Raw genomic sequence first — 16,009 nt, 5'->3', positions numbered from 1 at the left:
GGCAGTGTGGCGAGCAAGCTTGCTTGCGCTGGGGGGCGAAGCGCCCCCAAAAAGCCCGCACCCACAAGCGTCAGGCACAGGTGGATACCGGTTTAGCCGTCATCAGCCACAGCGCCAGCAGGATCGACACCAGGATAAACCCCGACGCGGCAAAGCCCACGCTGCCCAGGCCGAGGGTGTCGATCACATGCCCACCCACCATGGCGCCCAGGCCAATGCCTAGGTTGGCCCCGGCTATGTTCAACGACGCGGCAAACGCCGGCGCATGGGGCGCGGCCTTCATCAACCGCACATGACTGACCAGGAACATCGCCGCCTGGGTCACGCCCCACACCGCCATCGCCGCCGCCAGGCCAATCGTTGAGTGAATCGCCGGGACCAGCGCCACCATGCCCGCGATCATGAACCCGCAGAACAGCATGGAGGCGATCAACGGGTGGCGGTCCACCGCGCGCCCGCCCAGGGAGTTGCCGAGCAGGCCGACCGCACCAAAGCCCATCAGGCACCAGCCCACCAGCGTACCGTCGAACCCAGCCAGGCGCTCGAGGATGTCGGCCAAGTAGGTGTAGGCGGTGAACATGCCGCTGAACACCAGGACCGACAGCAAAATATGCCCCTGCATCACCGGGTTGCGCAGGATCTTGAATTGCGAGCGCAGCGTCACCTGATCGTTCTTCGGTTTCGTCACGGGCAGATAGATGAACAGCAGCAAGGCCTTGGCCAGCGCCACCACCGCAAGGATGGCAAACGCGGTGCGCCAGCCGAACATGTCGGAAATCAGGGTGCCCACGGGAATACCGAACACCGTGGCGCAGACAATACCGAAGCCGATCTTTTCGATGGCGCGCCCGGCGTATTCCGGGCCGACGATGTCCACGGCGGTTTCACTGGCCAAGGCCCAAAACACAGGCAACCCGAGCGCCGGGATCAACCGTGCGAACGCCATCACCCAGATATTCGGCGCCAACGCTGCCACGGTATTGGCTACGCCGAACATGATCAGGATGCTGATAAACAGCCGCTTGCGTGGGAAGCGCGCGAAGTACGCCGTGAGAAACGGGCCGAAGGCGGCCACGGTAAAAGCGAACAGCGTCACCAGCAGCCCGGCCTGGGACACGCTGACATTCAAGTCCCGGGCAATGGACGGCAACAGGCCGACGATGATGAATTCTGTGGTCAGCACAGTAAAGCCGGCGGCCGACAGCAGCAGGATGGGAAACAGCATGAAAACTCCAGAAACGACGACATCAACGACAGCCCGAAGGGCTCGCTGACGGATAGGAAAGGTGAGAGGCAAGAATGTTAACAGAGTATGTCGGGGTTTGGCCAAAGCCTACGGCTGCGGTGACGGAATGTCGCACTGAGCGGGACGTTTCCTACAGCATGTTAGACTTTGCGCCTGCTTCCTACAGCGCTTCCTGCCTGCAATGCTGCTTCCCACTAAAAGAACTAGAGACAACTGTTTATGACTGCCGCCCCTTCCCTCTTCCAGCGCCTGGCACGTGTCAGCCTGGTCACGCAAATCCTCATCGGCCTGGTCGCCGGCATTCTGCTGGCCCTGCTGTTGCCGGAGGCGGCCAAGGCCACCGGTTTTATCGGCAAGGTGTTTGTCGCCGCACTCAAGGCCGTGGCGCCGATCCTGGTATTCGTGCTGGTGATGGCCTCGATTGCCAGCCATAAGCATGGCCAGGAAACCCATATCAAACCGATCCTGTTCCTGTACCTGCTCGGCACCTTTGCCGCCGCCGTGGTCGCGGTGATTGCCAGCGCGCTGTTCCCTTCGACGCTGGTGCTCGCCACCCATGACCTGACCGTCAGCGCCCCCGGTGGCATCGGCGAGGTGCTGCAAAGCCTGTTGCTCAGCGTGGTGGACAACCCGGTCAGTGCGCTGATGAATGCCAACTTTATCGGGATTCTGGCGTGGGCCATCGGCATGGGCGTAGCGATTCGCCATGCCGGTGAAACCACCCGTACCGTGCTTGAGGATTTGTCCAACGGCGTGACCTTGATTGTGCGCGTGGTGATTCGCTTTGCACCGCTCGGCATCTTCGGCCTGGTGGCTTCGACCCTGGCCACTTCCGGTTTCGGCGCCCTGCTCGGCTACGCTCACCTGCTGGCGGTGTTGATCGGCTGCATGCTGTTCGTGGCGTTGGTGGTCAACCCGGCCATTGTGTTCTGGAAACTGCGTCGTAACCCGTACCCGCTGGTGCTGATGTGCCTGCGTGAGAGCGGCATTACCGCGTTCTTTACGCGCAGTTCGGCGGCGAATATTCCGGTGAACCTGGCGCTGAGCAAACGCCTGGGCCTGCATGAAGACACCTACTCGGTGTCGATCCCACTGGGCGCGACCATCAACATGGCTGGGGCCGCGACTACCATCACCGTGTTGACCCTGGCCGCCGTGCACACCCTGGGGATTGCCGTCGACCTGCCGACCGCCGTGCTGCTCAGCGTGGTTGCGGCAGTATGTGCCTGTGGTGCGTCGGGGGTGGCCGGCGGTTCGCTGTTGCTGATTCCGCTGGCGTGCAGCCTGTTCGGCATCCCCAGCGAGATCGCCATGCAGGTGGTGGCCGTCGGTTTCATCATCGGCGTGCTGCAGGATTCGGCGGAAACCGCGCTCAATTCGTCCACCGATGTGCTGTTTACTGCGGCAGCTTGCCTGGGCAAGGAAGAACAGACGGCTTAAACGGCAGGCGAAAAAAAGCCCGGGGCGGCTCATTGAAGAACCACTCCGGGCTTTTTTGGCTTGGAACGCAGCTTTTTAGAAAGCGGCTATTTAGAACGCGGCTTTCTTAGAAAGCGCCCATGTAATCACGCTTGCCCACTTCCACACCGTTGTGGCGCAGCAAGGCGTAAGCGGTGGTGACGTGGAAGAAGAACTGCGGCAGGCCGTAGGTCAGCAGGTAGGACTGGCCGCTGAAGCGCTTCTCTTTCGGGGTGCCTGGGCGGGTGATGATCTCGATGCCTTCCTTGCCGTCGACTTGCTCAGGCTTGATGGTGTCGACAAACGCCAGCACCTTGGCGATCAGCGCTTGCAGGTCGGCGAAGGTCACTTCGCTGTCTTCGTACTTCGGCACTTCGATCTCGGCCAGGCGTGCGGAAACGCCTTTGGCGAAGTCGACAGCGATCTGTACCTGGCGCACCAGCTGGAACATGTCCGGGAACAGACGCGCTTGCAGCAAGGCATTAGGTTCGATGTTCTTGGCGGTGGCGTGGGCTTCGGCTTTGTTCAGCACATCGCTCAAGGCGTTGAGCATTTGCTTGAAGACCGGGATGGAGGCGGCGTACAGGGAAATAGTCATGACAGTCTCGCGGTTATGGCAGGGTTTGGAACCAGCGGCGATTATAGACATGCCAGCTGCTTGTCTTTTATTTTTTCGGGCTTAGGCTAGTGCATTCACTGCATAGGGAAAGCGCGATGACCGCCGAGCACGACACCGAGACCCCTGAGCCGCGCCTGAACAGCACGGAAATCCGCATCCTGGGCTGCCTGATCGAAAAACAGGCGACCAACCCGGAAACCTACCCCCTGACCCTCAACGCCTTGGTGCTGGCCTGCAACCAGAAGACCAGCCGCGAGCCGGTGACCAACCTCAGCCAAGGCCAGGTCGGCCAAAGCCTGCGTGCGCTGGAAGGCCAAGGCTTTACCCGCCTGGTGATGGGCAGCCGCGCCGACCGCTGGGAGCATCGTGTGGAAAAGGCACTGGAGCTGGTGCCGGCCCAGGTGATCCTGATCGGGCTGCTGTTTTTACGTGGGCCACAAACGGTGAATGAACTGCTGACCCGCAGCGGGCGCATGCATGATTTTGAAGATGCCGAACAAGTGGTGCACCAGCTGGAGCGTCTGATCGCGCGCGGTCTGGCGCTGCTGGTGCCGCGTCAGGCCGGGCAGCGGGAAGACCGTTATACCCATGCGCTGGGGGATCCGGCGGATATCGAGGTGATTCTGGCGGCGCGCGGCAGCCCGGTGGAGCGTTCCGCGGGTGCCGTCTCTGTGGATCGTATCGAAGAGCTTGAAGCCAGGATTGCAGCGCTGGAAGAGCGCCTGGCCCAGCTGGAACAGGCTTAACTCGGTCAAAATGTGGGAGCGGGCTTGCTCGCGAAGGCGGTGAATCAGTCGTATATGCGGTGACTGACACTACGTCTTCGCGAGCAAGCCCGCTCCCACATTTGGATCTGCGCTGACCGTTATCCTCGGGCGAAGGCTACTGCTGCCTCGAACTGCTCATCAGTCGGCCGCACCCCGGTGTACAACACAAACTGCTCCAACGCCTGGATCGCGATCACTTCCAGCCCGGTAATCACCCGCTTGCCTTTGGCACGCCCGCGCACAATCAGCGGCGTTTCGGCGGGGATCGCTACCACATCGAAGACAGTGTCAGCCGCATCCACCGCTTCAGCGTCAAAGGCCAATTGGTCCGCCTCTGCCCCACCCGTCATGCCAATCGGCGTTACATTAACCAACATCTGCGGGCGTAAATCACCCAGCTCCGCCTGCCACTCATACCCAAGGCTCTGGGCCAACGCGCGGCCCGCCGCCTCGTTGCGCGCCACGATCAGGCCGTTGGCATAACCGCCGTCACGCAAGGCACTGGCCACGGCCTTGCCCATGCCGCCGCTGCCACGCAGGGCAAAGGTCGAATCCTTCGGCACCGCGTGCTTTTTCAACAGTTGTTCGACAGCGATGTAGTCCGTGTTGTAAGCCTTGAGGTGGCCATCGGTGTTGACGATGGTATTGAGGGACGCAATGGCCTTGACCGAGTCATCGAGCTCATCGACCAGGGCGAGACTGGCCTCCTTGAACGGCATGGAAACACCGCAGCCACGTACACCCAGGGCCCGTATACCGCCGATCGCACCGGGTAAGTCCTGACTGCTGAAGGCTTTATAGTAAAAATTCAAACCCAGCTGTTCATACAGATGGTTATGGAAACGCAAGCCGAAATTACCGGGGCGCGCCGACAATGACATGCACAGCTGGGTGTCCTTGTTGGGGTGCATCTGCATGGATAACTCCTTTGAGTAAGCAATTGGGTACAGACCTTACACAACCTTTACCTACCGGCTGTGCTGTTTTTCAGAAATACGTTGTCTTAAAAGTATCCCCGCGACAATCCTTGAGTCTATTGATTGCAGACCACAAGCGCAGGGGCTAACCGAGGAATGACCATGATTCGTAAAATCCCCAAAATCGCCTTGCTGATCGGCGCACTCGCTATGGCAGGCCAAGCCTCCGCCCACGGTGGTGGTTGGGGTGGCCCGGCCGTATTGGGTGCACTGGTCGGCGCAGCCGTTGTCGGCTCCGTGGTTGCCAGTCAATCCCAGCCGGTCTACGTGCAGCAACCGGTGTATGTCCAGCCGCAACCGGTATATGCCGCGCCTCCGCCGGTCTACTACGCACCGCCGCCACCGGTGTATGTGCAACAGCAGGTTTATTACCGCCCGGCGCCGGTCTATTACGGCCCACCACGTGGCTACTACGGCCATCCCCACGGCTATTACGGCCGCGGCTGGTAACGCTGAAGTGACATGACAGGAACAGGCCTCGCCCACACGCGGGGCCTTTTTTTGCCTGTAACGTCCGGTTTCATAAGGCCAAGGTCGCTATGAGGACAATGGGCGAGCCGTAATCGCACATGATTAAGGCCAATGTCTACTTGCCGGGCCGGTACGCGCGCTGTCATGTTTACGTCACGAAACAGACTCACTATTGACCCTGTCCACCCAATAACAACAAGGACGACTGATCATGCCCACGCAAAACCCGCACCGCACCGCCGGCCTGTGCACGTCCAGCAAGGTTTACAGCGCGCTGACCGAACTCAAGCACCTCGAAGGCCACCGCAGTGCGAAGTTCCTTTCGCTGCTGGCGGAAAACCTGGTGCGCAAAGGCCTGCTCAGTGAGCAGGAAGTGGTGAATATGCTGGATCAAGTGGTGGATTGACGCTTGGCGTTGATGTCGACTATCGAGCCAGGTGATTTTTCCTGCGCGTGCTCACACCGTAAGGTGGCCTCCATAGCAAATGGAGGTATTTATGCCCACTGTTCAGATCATGTCCGTCATCGGCAGCGCCGTCCCCGCCTCCCTTCGGGAGCACGGGTTGCTGGCCTGTTGGTACTTGGTACGCGATGGCGAGCCCATCAGCGGCCCGCTCACCTCGTTATCCGCCGCCGAAAAACAGCTGCAACAAGCGTCGACGTTCAGGCTGCACGCCTGATATTCAAGGCAGCGGCAGCTTTACCCGCGGCTTGCTCTCCACGAACAGCGCCCAGCTGGACATAAACAACGCCGCCACCAGTGGCCCGATCACAAACCCGTTCAAGCCAAACACCGACAGCCCGCCCAGGGTCGAGATCAGGATCAGGTAGTCCGGCATCTTGGTGTCCTTGCCCACCAGGATAGGGCGCAGCACATTGTCCACCAGCCCGATCACGAATACCCCGAACAAGCCCAGCACCACGCCCTGCCAGATCGAACCGCTCAACAGGAAGTAGGCGGCCACCGGCGCCCAGACAATCCCCGCGCCCACTGCCGGCAACAGCGATAGAAACGCCATCAACACCGCCCAGAGCAACGCACTGGGAATATCCAGAAACCAGAAAATCAAACCGCCCAGCGCACCTTGGGTCACGGCCACCAGTACGTTGCCCTTGACCGTGGCCCGCACCACCCGGTTGAACTTGAGTTGCAAACGGCGCTTTTGCGGCTCGGCCAGCGGCACCGCCGTGCGTACCTTGCGCACCAGCTCGGGGCCGTCGCGCAGCAAGAAAAACAGCAGATATAGCATGATGAAAAAGCTCACCAGGAAATCAAACGTGCCCTGGCCGAAGCTGAACGCCTGGGTCGCGAAGAACTGGCTGCCCTGCATCGCGCTCTTGACGATCTTTTCGCGCAGGCCTTCCAGGTTGCCCATGCCGAAGCGGTCCAGCAAATGCTGGAAGTACGGCGGCAGGATGTTCTTGAATTGTTCGATATACCCCGCCACGTCCAATTTGCCGCTTTCGATGTTTTTGTAGAGGTTCGCGCCCTCTTGCACCAGCAACACGCTGGTGATGATCACCGGCAAAATCGCAATCACCAGGCACACCGTCAGAGTCGCCAGCGACGTCAGGTTGCGGTTCCAGTTGAACCGCTGCTGCAGGCGGCGCTGCATCGGGGCAAAGATAATGCCGAGGATCACCGCCCAGAACACCGCACCGTAGAACGGCAGCAATATCCAGATAAAAGCGATGGTCACCAGGGCCAGCAGCAACAGCAGGGTTTTGAATTGCAGGTTGGTTTGATTCATGTCCGGTCCATGTCAGAAAAGCCCAGGCCCTGTGTGGGCCCTGTTGCTTAGTCCGCTGCGAAACGTGGGAGTGCCCTTGATTCTCCAACAAGCATAGACCGCTTGATTCAACGGCTTGAAGCATCCTTCCTGGCCTCACTCAACAGCGTCTGGATCATCTGCTCCTGAGCGTCATAACGGCCTTCGCCAACGTGGCTGTAACGCACCTGCCCCGTGGCATCAATCAGGTAGTGGGCCGGCCAGTATTGGTTATTGAAGCTGCGCCAGATCGCATAGTTGCTGTCGATGGCCACCGGGTAGGTGATGCCCAGCTTGCGCACCTGCTCCCGGACGTTGCCGGTGATGTGTTCGTAGGCGTATTCCGGGGTGTGCACGCCGATGACCACCAGGCCGTCCTTCTCGTACTGCTTGGCCCAGGCCTGCACGTACGGCAGCGCGCGTCGGCAGTTAATGCAGTCGTAGGTCCAAAAGTCCACCAGCACCACTTTGCCTTTAAGTGCCTCGGTGCTCAGCGGTGGCGAGTTGAGCCATTCGACCGCGCCCGCCAGAGATGGCATGGCGCCCTGCACAGGGTCAGCCTCACGGCTGGCCACCTGGTTGGCTACCAGGGCGAAGGCCAACAGCAGGCCGGCGAACAGCACGCAGATAAGTCGCATGGTAATGACCTTGTGGAGACGGGGTGCACCATTGGACCCCCCTGACGTATCGCGCCTATGTCGAAAACCGCTGGCCGATACACACCGATACAAAACCCGCAAAGGGCGACCTGGATCAATAAATCCCCGATCAAGCTCCGCTACCCTCGCGACCTTTTGCGACGTAAGCCCATGCCCCCCGTGATCGCCCCCGAACTGCTCGCCCCCGCCGGCACCCTGAAAAACATGCGTTACGCCTTCGCCTACGGCGCCGATGCGGTTTACGCAGGCCAACCGCGCTACAGCCTGCGCGTACGCAACAACGAGTTCGACCACGCCAACCTGGCGCTTGGCATCCAGGAGGCCCACGCGCTGGGCAAACGCTTCTACGTGGTGGTGAACATTGCGCCGCACAACGCCAAGCTGAAGACCTTCCTCAAAGACCTGGCCCCGGTGATCGCCATGGGCCCGGATGCGCTGATCATGTCCGACCCGGGGCTGATCATGCTGGTGCGCCGCCACTTCCCACAGGTGCCCATTCACCTCTCGGTGCAGGCCAACACGGTGAATTGGGCCAGCGTCGAGTTCTGGCAGCAGCAAGGCATCTGCCGGGTGATTCTGTCGCGGGAGTTGTCATTGGAGGAGATCGACGAGATCCGCCAGCACGTGCCGAGCATGGAGCTTGAAGTGTTTGTGCACGGCGCCTTGTGCATGGCCTATTCCGGGCGCTGCCTGCTCTCGGGCTATATGAACAAGCGCGACGCCAACCAAGGCACCTGCACCAACGCCTGCCGCTGGAAATACCAGGCCACGCCTGCCGTGGAAAACACCACGGGGGATATCGTCCAAACGTTTCAGCCTACCCTGGGCATCGGCGCGCCGACCGATCAGGTGTTCCTGTTGCAGGAAGCCAATCGCCCGGATGAGCAAATGCCCGCCTTCGAGGATGAACACGGCACCTACATCATGAACGCCAAGGACCTGCGTGCGGTGCAGCATGTGGAGCGCTTGACGCACATGGGCGTGCATTCGCTGAAGATCGAAGGCCGCACCAAATCGCACTTCTATTGCGCGCGCACCACCCAGGTGTATCGCCAGGCCATCGACGATGCAGTGGCCGGTCGCGCCTTTAACCGTAACCTGATGACCGATTTGGAGTCACTGGCCCAACGCGGCTACACCGAGGGTTTCCTGCGCCGCCACGTGCACGACGAATACCAGAACTACCAGAACGGCAGCTCGGTGTCGGAGCGTCAGCAGTTTGTCGGCGAATTGACCGGCGAGCGCCGCGGCGAGTTGGCCGAGGTCAAGGTGAAGAACCGCTTTGCTGTAGGCAATCACCTGGAATTGATGACGCCTACCGGCAACTTTCACTTTGACCTGGCCACCCTGCACAACGCCAAAGGCGAAGCCGTCGAGGTAGCGCCGGGGGACGGGCACACGGTGTACGTGCTGCTCCCGGCCGAGATGGATCTGCGGTTTGGCCTGCTGATGCGCGACCTTTAACGCGTCGCCGCGCAGAATCGCCGGATCGCCTCGCGTCTTCGTCGGTTTGCAGCAGCTTACCGGGAGGCGTGGTGCGCCCCAGTGGCGAAACCGATGCGCCAGCCGGTCATGGCGCAGGGTTTTGCCAGGGCCAGGCGCTTATTCAACGTCTTCACGAGTCCTGCCTCTGCAGCGTGTGATAACCCAGCGATTCGCGGGCTTGCTTGAGGGTCTTGCCCGCCTCGAGCTGCGCACGGATCTGCGATTCCACTGTTTCAATCTGCCGTGCGGTGCGCGCCACTGCTTCGGCGCGTGCGCGGGGCACCACCAGCACGCGGTCATCCGTGGTGATTGCGTCGATCACCGGGGAAATCAGGTGCACGCCGGGTGCCGCGTCGGTCTTGGGCGCCAACTTGACCGTGCTGGCCCGGCCGACCACCTTGGGGCAGTCCCACAACGGCCGAATGCCGACGACAGCGCCGGGCAGTTGCAGGAAGTCCAATGCGTCGCAGACCGCATGGGTGTCGAGTTCAGCCAGGCGCTGTAGCGGGTCGGGATGCGGCATTGAGGTGAGCCCCTATTGTGGTTGGGGCTCAAGTCTTACCGAGAGGCAGTGATAGGTATATTCGTCTATCCGTTAGGCAAACATACGTAAAACCTATGAAAGATCAGATCCTGAACTGGCCTACCAATTGCCCCAGGCGCTGGCCCAAGTCAGCCAGGCTGCGGGATGTCTGGGCGCCCAGTTGGGTTTCATCGGCCACGCTGTCTACCGCCACGGCAATCTGATGCACGCTGCGGTTGATCTCTTCAGCCACGGCCGTCTGCTCTTCGGCAGCGCTGGCGATCTGTGCGTTCATCGAGTTGATGGTGCCGATCAGCTGCGCCATGCTGTCCAGCGAGGCCCCGGCCTGGTTGGCCTGGGCCGAGGTGCCGTCACCGGCATCGCTGGAACGGCGCATCGCTTCCACGGCGGCCTCGGTGCCTTTTTGCAGGCGGTCGATCATGCCCTGGATTTCCTGGGTGCTGGTCTGGGTGCGGCTGGCCAGGGCGCGCACCTCGTCGGCGACCACGGCAAAGCCACGCCCGGCCTCACCTGCCCGCGCGGCTTCGATAGCGGCGTTGAGCGCGAGCAGGTTGGTTTGTTCAGCAATCGAGCGGATCACGCCGAGTACGCTGACAATCGACGATACGTCTTGTTGCAGGCTGTCGAGGGACACACCACTGCTGCGGATATCGTTCACCAGTGCATGGATCTGCGCGATGCTGCCGTCCACCACACGCTTGGCGGCCTGGCCTTCCACATCGGTTTGTTGCGCGGCCACCGAAGCACCCTGCGCACTGCGCGCCACTTCTTGCGCAGCAGAAGACATTTCATTGATCGCGGTGGCGACTTGGTCGGTTTCGTGACGTTGGCGCTCCATCGCCTGCTCAGAGCGCTGGGCCTGGTCGGACACTTGGCTCACTAACCCCGTGAGTTGGCTGGTCATCTCGGTGATCTGGCGCACCAGGCCGTGAATCTTGTCGACAAAGCGGTTGAACGCGCCGGCCAGATCGCCCAGCTCGTCCTGGCTGGTGATGGCCAGGCGGCGGGTCAAGTCGCCCTCGCCCGCAGCAATATCGTCGAGGTTGGCTTTCATCAAGCTTAGCGGACGCAAGATGGTATTGGCCGTGACCATGCCCACGGCGGCAATCACCAACAGCACCACCACCGCCAGGCCGAGGATGCTCAGCAGCACGCCTTCCATGCGCGTCTGAACCTTGGCCTCAACCACCGCCACCTGCGCTTCGATGCCGTCGAGGTTGACCGACGTGCCAATCACCATGTCCCACTTCGGCAAGTACTCGGTGTAGCCGAGCTTGGGCACCAGTTCGGTCTGCCCCGGCTGGGTCGAACTGTATTGCAGGTAGTGAGTGCCATCCTTGCCGACCTTGACCAGGTCGCGGTTGACGTAGACACCGTTGGGGTCGCGGTTGTCCTTGAAGCTTTTACCTACGCCGTCCGGGCTGTTGCCCTTGAACAGGCGGATGGTCTCGGAATCGTAGCCGAAGAAGTAGCCGTCCTTGCCGTAGCCGGTGTTGGACAGCAACTTGACCACCTGCGCCCGCGCGGCGGTGTCGCCGGGGGCGGCAGCGTCGTAGAGCGGCTTGATGGTGGTCATGGCCACTTCTACGTAACTTTGCAGGGTGGCTTTGGCGTCGTTGAGCAGGCGCTGGCGGGTTTCATCCACCTCGTTGCGCGCCTGGCCCTGGAGGATCCACACGGTGGTCAGGCTGATGACCACGGCAAACAACAACACCGGCACAACGGCGAGGGACAGGACTTTGGCCTTCAAACTCAGACGCATGGCTTTTCTCTCTTATTAGGCGACTTGAGAGGCTATCGGCCAGTTGCCAGGGATCTGTAGGACACTAAGCACTTGTGGCAGGGAAAGTGTTCCAGCCAACTTAAAGGGTCATGGCGGCCAGCCAACCAAACGCCAGCAATGGAATGTTGTAGTGCAGAAAGGTCGGCACCACGGTGTCCCAGATATGGTGATGCTGGCCGTCGATGTTCAAGCCGGAGGTCGGGCCGAGGGTGGAATCCGATGCGGGCGAACCGGCGTCACCCAGTGCACCGGCGGTGCCGACAATGCACACAATCGCCAGCGGGCTGAAGCCCAGCTGCACACACAGCGGTACAAAGATCGCGGCGAGGATCGGCACGGTGGAAAACGACGAACCGATGCCCATGGTCACCAGCAGCCCCACCAGCAACATCAGCAACGCGCCCACGCCACGGCTATGGCCGATGAACGCCGCCGAGGTTTCCACCAGCGAACGCACGTCACCGGTAGCCTTGAGCACTTCGGCAAACCCCGAAGAGGCGATCATGATGAAGCCGATCATCGCCATCATCTTCATGCCTTCGGTGAACAGGTCGTCGGTTTCGCGCCAGCGCACGATGCCCGACACCGAGAAGATCAGGAACCCGGCCAGGGCGCCGATGATCATCGAATCCAGCCACAGCTGAATGATGAACGCCGAGGCAATCGCCAGCCCGGCCACCAGCAGCGTCAGCGGGTTGTACTGCACCGCGACTTGCTCGACCCGCTCGATTTTTTCCAGGTCATACACGCGTTTTTTGCGATAGCTGACAAACACCGCCACCAGCAAACCGACGACCATGCCCAACGCCGGCAAACCCATGGCGTGGGTGACGTTGACCTGGCTGATGTCCACGCCGCTCTTGGCCACGTTGGCCAGCAGGATCTGGTTGAGGAAGATATTGCCGAAGCCCACCGGCAGGAACATATACGGGGTGATCAGGCCAAAGGTCATCACACAGGCGATCAGGCGGCGGTCCAGTTGCAGCTTGGTCAGCACGTATAGCAGCGGCGGCACCAGCAGCGGGATAAACGCGATGTGGATCGGCAGGATGTTCTGCGAAGCAATCGCTACCACCCAGAGCAGACCGATCAGCAACCATTTGACGTGGCTGCCGCCAGTGGCTTCCTGGCGATCGACCAGCATCAGTGCCTTGTCCGCCAGCGCATGGGCCAGGCCGGATTTGGCAATCGCCACCGCGAAAGCGCCGAGCAAGGCGTAGGACAACGCCACGGTCGCGCCGCCGCCCAAACCACCGTTGAAGGCCTTGAGCGTGGCTTCGATGCCCAGGCCACCGGTCAAGCCACCCACCAGGGCGCCGACAATGATGGCGATGACCACATGCACACGGGACAAGCTGAGCACCAGCATGGTGCCGACCGCGGCGATGACTGCGTTAATCATGGTTACCTCAAGACAGAAACATAAAAAACAGGCATGCCCGCGCCCGGGCGGCCATGGGGTGGGCTGCCGGCGTGCAGGCTTTAAGAGGTCTTATTAGAGGGCGCGCACTTTGCAGCAGGTGGGCGCGCATGTCAAAAACTGTGGCGAGGGAGCTTGCTCCCGCTGGGCTGCGTAGCGGCCCCACACAGATAGGAGCGCTGCGCACTCCAGCGCGAGCAAGCTCGCTCGCCACAAAAGCAACTTTCAATTGAACGTTTAAATAATAAAGAACGGCAAAACACGGCCGATAGACTGACTCTCTGTGTTTTCAGGTTAAGGATGCTCCTCGATGTCCCTCAGACAGCTCTCCATTCAATGGAAAATCACCCTGCTGGCCGGCCTCTGCCTGCTGGGGATAGTGACCCTGCTGGTGGGTCTGTCGCTGTATCGCATGGAGCACAGCTCGCAGCAGGTCAAAGCGTCGAGCATGCAAATGCTCGACGAATCCGCCCAGGCGCGCATCGAAGCGCAAGGTGAAGTGCAGGCCCTGGGGATTCGCCAGCAATTCATGGACGCCTACCAATACGGCCATGGTTTTTCCCGCCAAGTACTGTTTTTGCGCGAGCAGGCGGAAAAACGCTTCCTCGACGCCTTCGACACCCGCGAAGACCTGACCCGCCAGGTCAAGGCCGCGCTGCAGGCCAACCCCGACTTGCTCGGTTTGTCACTGGTGTTCGAAGCCAATGCGCTGGACGGCAAGGATGAACTGTTCGCCAACCAGGCGGAGCTGGGCAGCAACGACAAGGGCCGCTTTGCCCTGTACTGGTCGCAACCGACGCCGGGCAAACTGACCTCCATGTCGCTGCCCGAAAGCGACATGGCCGACACCAGCACAGGCCCCAGCGGCGAGAAAGCCAACGCCTGGTTCACCTGCCCGCGCACCACGCTGAAACCCTGCGTAATCGAGCCGTACTTTTATGTGATCGACGGGCAAAACGTGCTGATGACCAGCATCGTTTTCCCGCTGATGGTCAACGGTAAAGTCATCGCCTCGCTCTCGGTGGACATCAACCTCAACAGCCTGCAGGCCGTGAGCCAACAGGCCAGCCAGAAGCTGTATGACGGCCAGACCCAGGTCAGCATCCTCAGCCCCACCGGTTTGCTCGCCGGCTACAGCCCGGACGCCAGCAAACTCAGCCAGCGCCTGGACCAGGTCGACACCACCAGCGGCACGCAATTAATCAGCGCGTTGGCGGCCAGCACGCAGATCCGTAGCCTGCGCACCGACCATCAACTCAAGGTACTGGCACCTTTCGCACCGATTCCCGGTGGCAAGCCATGGGGCGTGTTGCTGGATGTGCCGGAAAAAGTCCTGGTCGGCCCCGCCGAAGCGCTCAAAGCGCAACTCGACGCCGATAACACCCGTGGCACCTTGCTGGAACTGAGCCTGGGCCTGCTGGCCGCCGTGGTCGGCCTGATCCTGGTGTGGTTGATGGCGCGCAGCGTGACCCGGCCGATCCTTGGCGTGGCGCACATGTTGGAGGACATCGCCAGCGGCGAAGGCGACCTGACCCGCCGCCTGGCCTACGACAAGCAGGATGAACTGGGGCAACTGGCCGGCTGGTTCAACCGCTTCCTCGACAAGCTGCAGCCGATTATTGCCGAGGTGAAACGCTCGGTGCAGGACGCCCGTGGCACCGCCGACCAATCCGCCGCGATTGCCACCGAAACCAGCGCCGGCATGGAACAGCAATACCGCCAGGTCGACCAAGTCGCCACCGCCTCCCACGAAATGAGCGCCACCGCCCAGGACGTGGCCCGCAGCGCCGCCCAAGCGGCACACGCCGCGCGCGACGCCGACCAGGCCACCCGCGAAGGCTTGACCGTAATCGACCGCACCACCACCAACATCGGGCACCTGGCCGCCGACATGAGCACCGCCATGGCCCAGGTCGAAGGCTTGGCGGCCAACAGCGAGAAAATCGGCTCAGTGCTGGAAGTGATTCGTGGCATTGCCGAGCAGACCAACCTGTTGGCGCTCAACGCCGCCATTGAAGCTGCGCGTGCTGGCGAGGCTGGCCGTGGGTTTGCCGTGGTCGCCGACGAAGTGCGCAACCTGGCGCGACGCACCCAGGAATCCGTAGAGGAAACCCGTGTGGTGATCGAGCAACTGCAAAACGGCACCACCGATGTGGTGGGCTCCATGGGCAACAGCTATCGCCAGGCCCAAGGCAGTGTCGAGCAGGTCGGCCAGGCGGTCACCGCCCTGCGCCAGATCGGCGAGGCAGTCACAGTGATCAGCGACATGAACTTGCAAATCGCCAGCGCCGCCGAAGAGCAAAGCGCGGTGGCCGAAGAGATCAACAGCAACGTGGCGACGATCCGCGATGTGACCGAGTCGCTGTCGGAGCAAGCGAATGAATCGGCGCGGGTCAGCCAGGCGTTGAACAGCCTGGCGAATCAGCAGCAGGGGTTGATGGATCAGTTCAGGGTATAAATCTTCAAGATGACACATGCCTAATGTGGGAGCCGGGCTTGCCCGCGATGCAGACACCTCGGTGTATCAGTGGCGCCGAGGTGATGCTATCGCAGCATAGGTATCTACAGATCTTTTTTACGAATTTAGTTCTGTGGTGTTGCGGGGGCCGCTGGGTACATATCCGTTGTTGGGTGATGGCGGATATTGGTTCCGCTCTTACAGCGGGTCACTTTTGGAAAAGAGCCCCAAAAGTAACCAAAAGGGCTCTTGCCCCACCACTCGGCACCTCGCTTAGGCTCGGTGTGCCCTCACTCCGGCTTTGGAGCGGGGGCCGCCGCGATGGGCCATCCTTGGCCCAGCGCGGCTAAACC

Annotated in this window: 14 protein-coding genes and 3 pseudogenes; 8 read left to right on the top strand and 9 right to left on the bottom strand. The window is 61.2% G+C overall.

Annotated features, from left to right (window positions below; translation table 11 throughout):
• Positions 1-70: 70 nt before the first annotated feature.
• The gene (locus ACA065_RS10755; RefSeq protein ID WP_497694471.1) at positions 71-1,225 is read right to left on the bottom strand and encodes an MFS transporter; all 1,155 of its coding nucleotides are present in this window, start codon (positions 1,223-1,225) and stop codon (positions 71-73) included.
• Between the two features lie 240 nt (positions 1,226-1,465).
• Here ACA065_RS10755 and sstT point away from each other — a divergent pair, with 240 nt between their 5' ends.
• Positions 1,466-2,686 (top strand): serine/threonine transporter SstT, encoded by a 1,221-nt coding sequence (gene sstT / locus ACA065_RS10750; protein ID WP_497694470.1) that lies wholly within the window; start codon positions 1,466-1,468, stop codon positions 2,684-2,686.
• A 106-nt stretch (positions 2,687-2,792) separates the two neighbouring features.
• Here sstT and ACA065_RS10745 read toward each other — a convergent pair whose 3' ends face one another.
• A complete protein-coding gene (locus tag ACA065_RS10745) occupies positions 2,793-3,302 on the bottom strand; it encodes a DUF1993 domain-containing protein (protein WP_083359185.1) in 510 nt (169 codons plus the stop codon).
• Between the two features lie 116 nt (positions 3,303-3,418).
• On the opposite strand from ACA065_RS10745, the gene ACA065_RS10740 reads away from it, so the two are divergent.
• Positions 3,419-4,069: a YceH family protein gene (locus ACA065_RS10740; protein WP_497694469.1), complete on the top strand. Its 651-nt coding sequence runs from the start codon at positions 3,419-3,421 to the stop codon at positions 4,067-4,069.
• A 119-nt stretch (positions 4,070-4,188) separates the two neighbouring features.
• Here the strand turns inward: ACA065_RS10740 and ACA065_RS10735 are convergent, their stop codons facing one another.
• Positions 4,189-5,007, bottom strand: coding sequence for a shikimate 5-dehydrogenase (locus ACA065_RS10735; RefSeq protein ID WP_497694468.1), 819 nt, complete (start codon positions 5,005-5,007; stop codon positions 4,189-4,191).
• Between the two features lie 156 nt (positions 5,008-5,163).
• Here ACA065_RS10735 and ACA065_RS10730 point away from each other — a divergent pair, with 156 nt between their 5' ends.
• From ACA065_RS10730 to ACA065_RS10720, 3 genes are all read left to right on the top strand, one after another.
• Positions 5,164-5,517, top strand: coding sequence for a hypothetical protein (locus ACA065_RS10730; protein WP_128591675.1), 354 nt, complete (start codon positions 5,164-5,166; stop codon positions 5,515-5,517).
• Between the two features lie 232 nt (positions 5,518-5,749).
• The gene (locus ACA065_RS10725; protein WP_197629488.1) at positions 5,750-5,944 is read left to right on the top strand and encodes a hypothetical protein; all 195 of its coding nucleotides are present in this window, start codon (positions 5,750-5,752) and stop codon (positions 5,942-5,944) included.
• Between the two features lie 91 nt (positions 5,945-6,035).
• Positions 6,036-6,218: a hypothetical protein gene (locus tag ACA065_RS10720; protein ID WP_497694467.1), complete on the top strand. Its 183-nt coding sequence runs from the start codon at positions 6,036-6,038 to the stop codon at positions 6,216-6,218.
• 3 nt (positions 6,219-6,221) lie between these two features.
• Here the strand turns inward: ACA065_RS10720 and ACA065_RS10715 are convergent, their stop codons facing one another.
• The gene (locus ACA065_RS10715; protein WP_497694466.1) at positions 6,222-7,289 is read right to left on the bottom strand and encodes an AI-2E family transporter; all 1,068 of its coding nucleotides are present in this window, start codon (positions 7,287-7,289) and stop codon (positions 6,222-6,224) included.
• A 107-nt stretch (positions 7,290-7,396) separates the two neighbouring features.
• The gene (locus ACA065_RS10710; RefSeq protein ID WP_497694465.1) at positions 7,397-7,945 is read right to left on the bottom strand and encodes a thioredoxin family protein; all 549 of its coding nucleotides are present in this window, start codon (positions 7,943-7,945) and stop codon (positions 7,397-7,399) included.
• Positions 7,946-8,116: 171 nt separating this feature from the next.
• Between ACA065_RS10710 and trhP the strand changes: the two genes are divergently transcribed.
• Complete coding sequence (gene trhP, locus ACA065_RS10705; RefSeq protein ID WP_497694464.1) at positions 8,117-9,430, top strand: prephenate-dependent tRNA uridine(34) hydroxylase TrhP; 1,314 nt, start codon at positions 8,117-8,119, stop codon at positions 9,428-9,430.
• A gap of 151 nt (positions 9,431-9,581) precedes the next feature.
• Here the strand turns inward: trhP and ACA065_RS10700 are convergent.
• The 4 genes and pseudogenes from ACA065_RS10700 to ACA065_RS10685 form a co-directional block, all read right to left on the bottom strand.
• A pseudogene (locus ACA065_RS10700) lies at positions 9,582-9,743 on the bottom strand (RraA family protein); the annotation flags it as partial.
• A pseudogene (locus tag ACA065_RS10695) lies at positions 9,732-9,974 on the bottom strand (RraA family protein); the annotation flags it as partial. The pseudogenes ACA065_RS10695 and ACA065_RS10700, both read right to left, overlap by 12 nt.
• 103 nt (positions 9,975-10,077) lie before the next feature.
• Complete coding sequence (gene ctpM, locus ACA065_RS10690) at positions 10,078-11,757, bottom strand: methyl-accepting chemotaxis protein CtpM (RefSeq protein WP_497694463.1); 1,680 nt, start codon at positions 11,755-11,757, stop codon at positions 10,078-10,080.
• Between the two features lie 100 nt (positions 11,758-11,857).
• Positions 11,858-13,177 (bottom strand): Na+/H+ antiporter family protein, encoded by a 1,320-nt coding sequence (locus ACA065_RS10685; RefSeq protein WP_164487975.1) that lies wholly within the window; start codon positions 13,175-13,177, stop codon positions 11,858-11,860.
• A gap of 331 nt (positions 13,178-13,508) precedes the next feature.
• Between ACA065_RS10685 and ACA065_RS10680 the strand changes: the two are divergent.
• Both ACA065_RS10680 and ACA065_RS10675 read left to right on the top strand, forming a co-directional pair.
• Positions 13,509-14,750 (top strand): annotated as a pseudogene (locus tag ACA065_RS10680) (PDC sensor domain-containing protein); the annotation flags it as partial.
• Between the two features lie 150 nt (positions 14,751-14,900).
• Positions 14,901-15,656, top strand: coding sequence for a methyl-accepting chemotaxis protein (locus ACA065_RS10675; RefSeq protein ID WP_497695332.1), 756 nt, complete (start codon positions 14,901-14,903; stop codon positions 15,654-15,656).
• Positions 15,657-16,009: the final 353 nt, after the last annotated feature.

The sequence above is a fragment of the Pseudomonas sp. LBUM1640 genome, from assembly GCF_059716225.1.
Note: the sequence above shows the minus strand (reverse complement) of the source record. Positions and strands in the feature narration are given on the sequence as shown.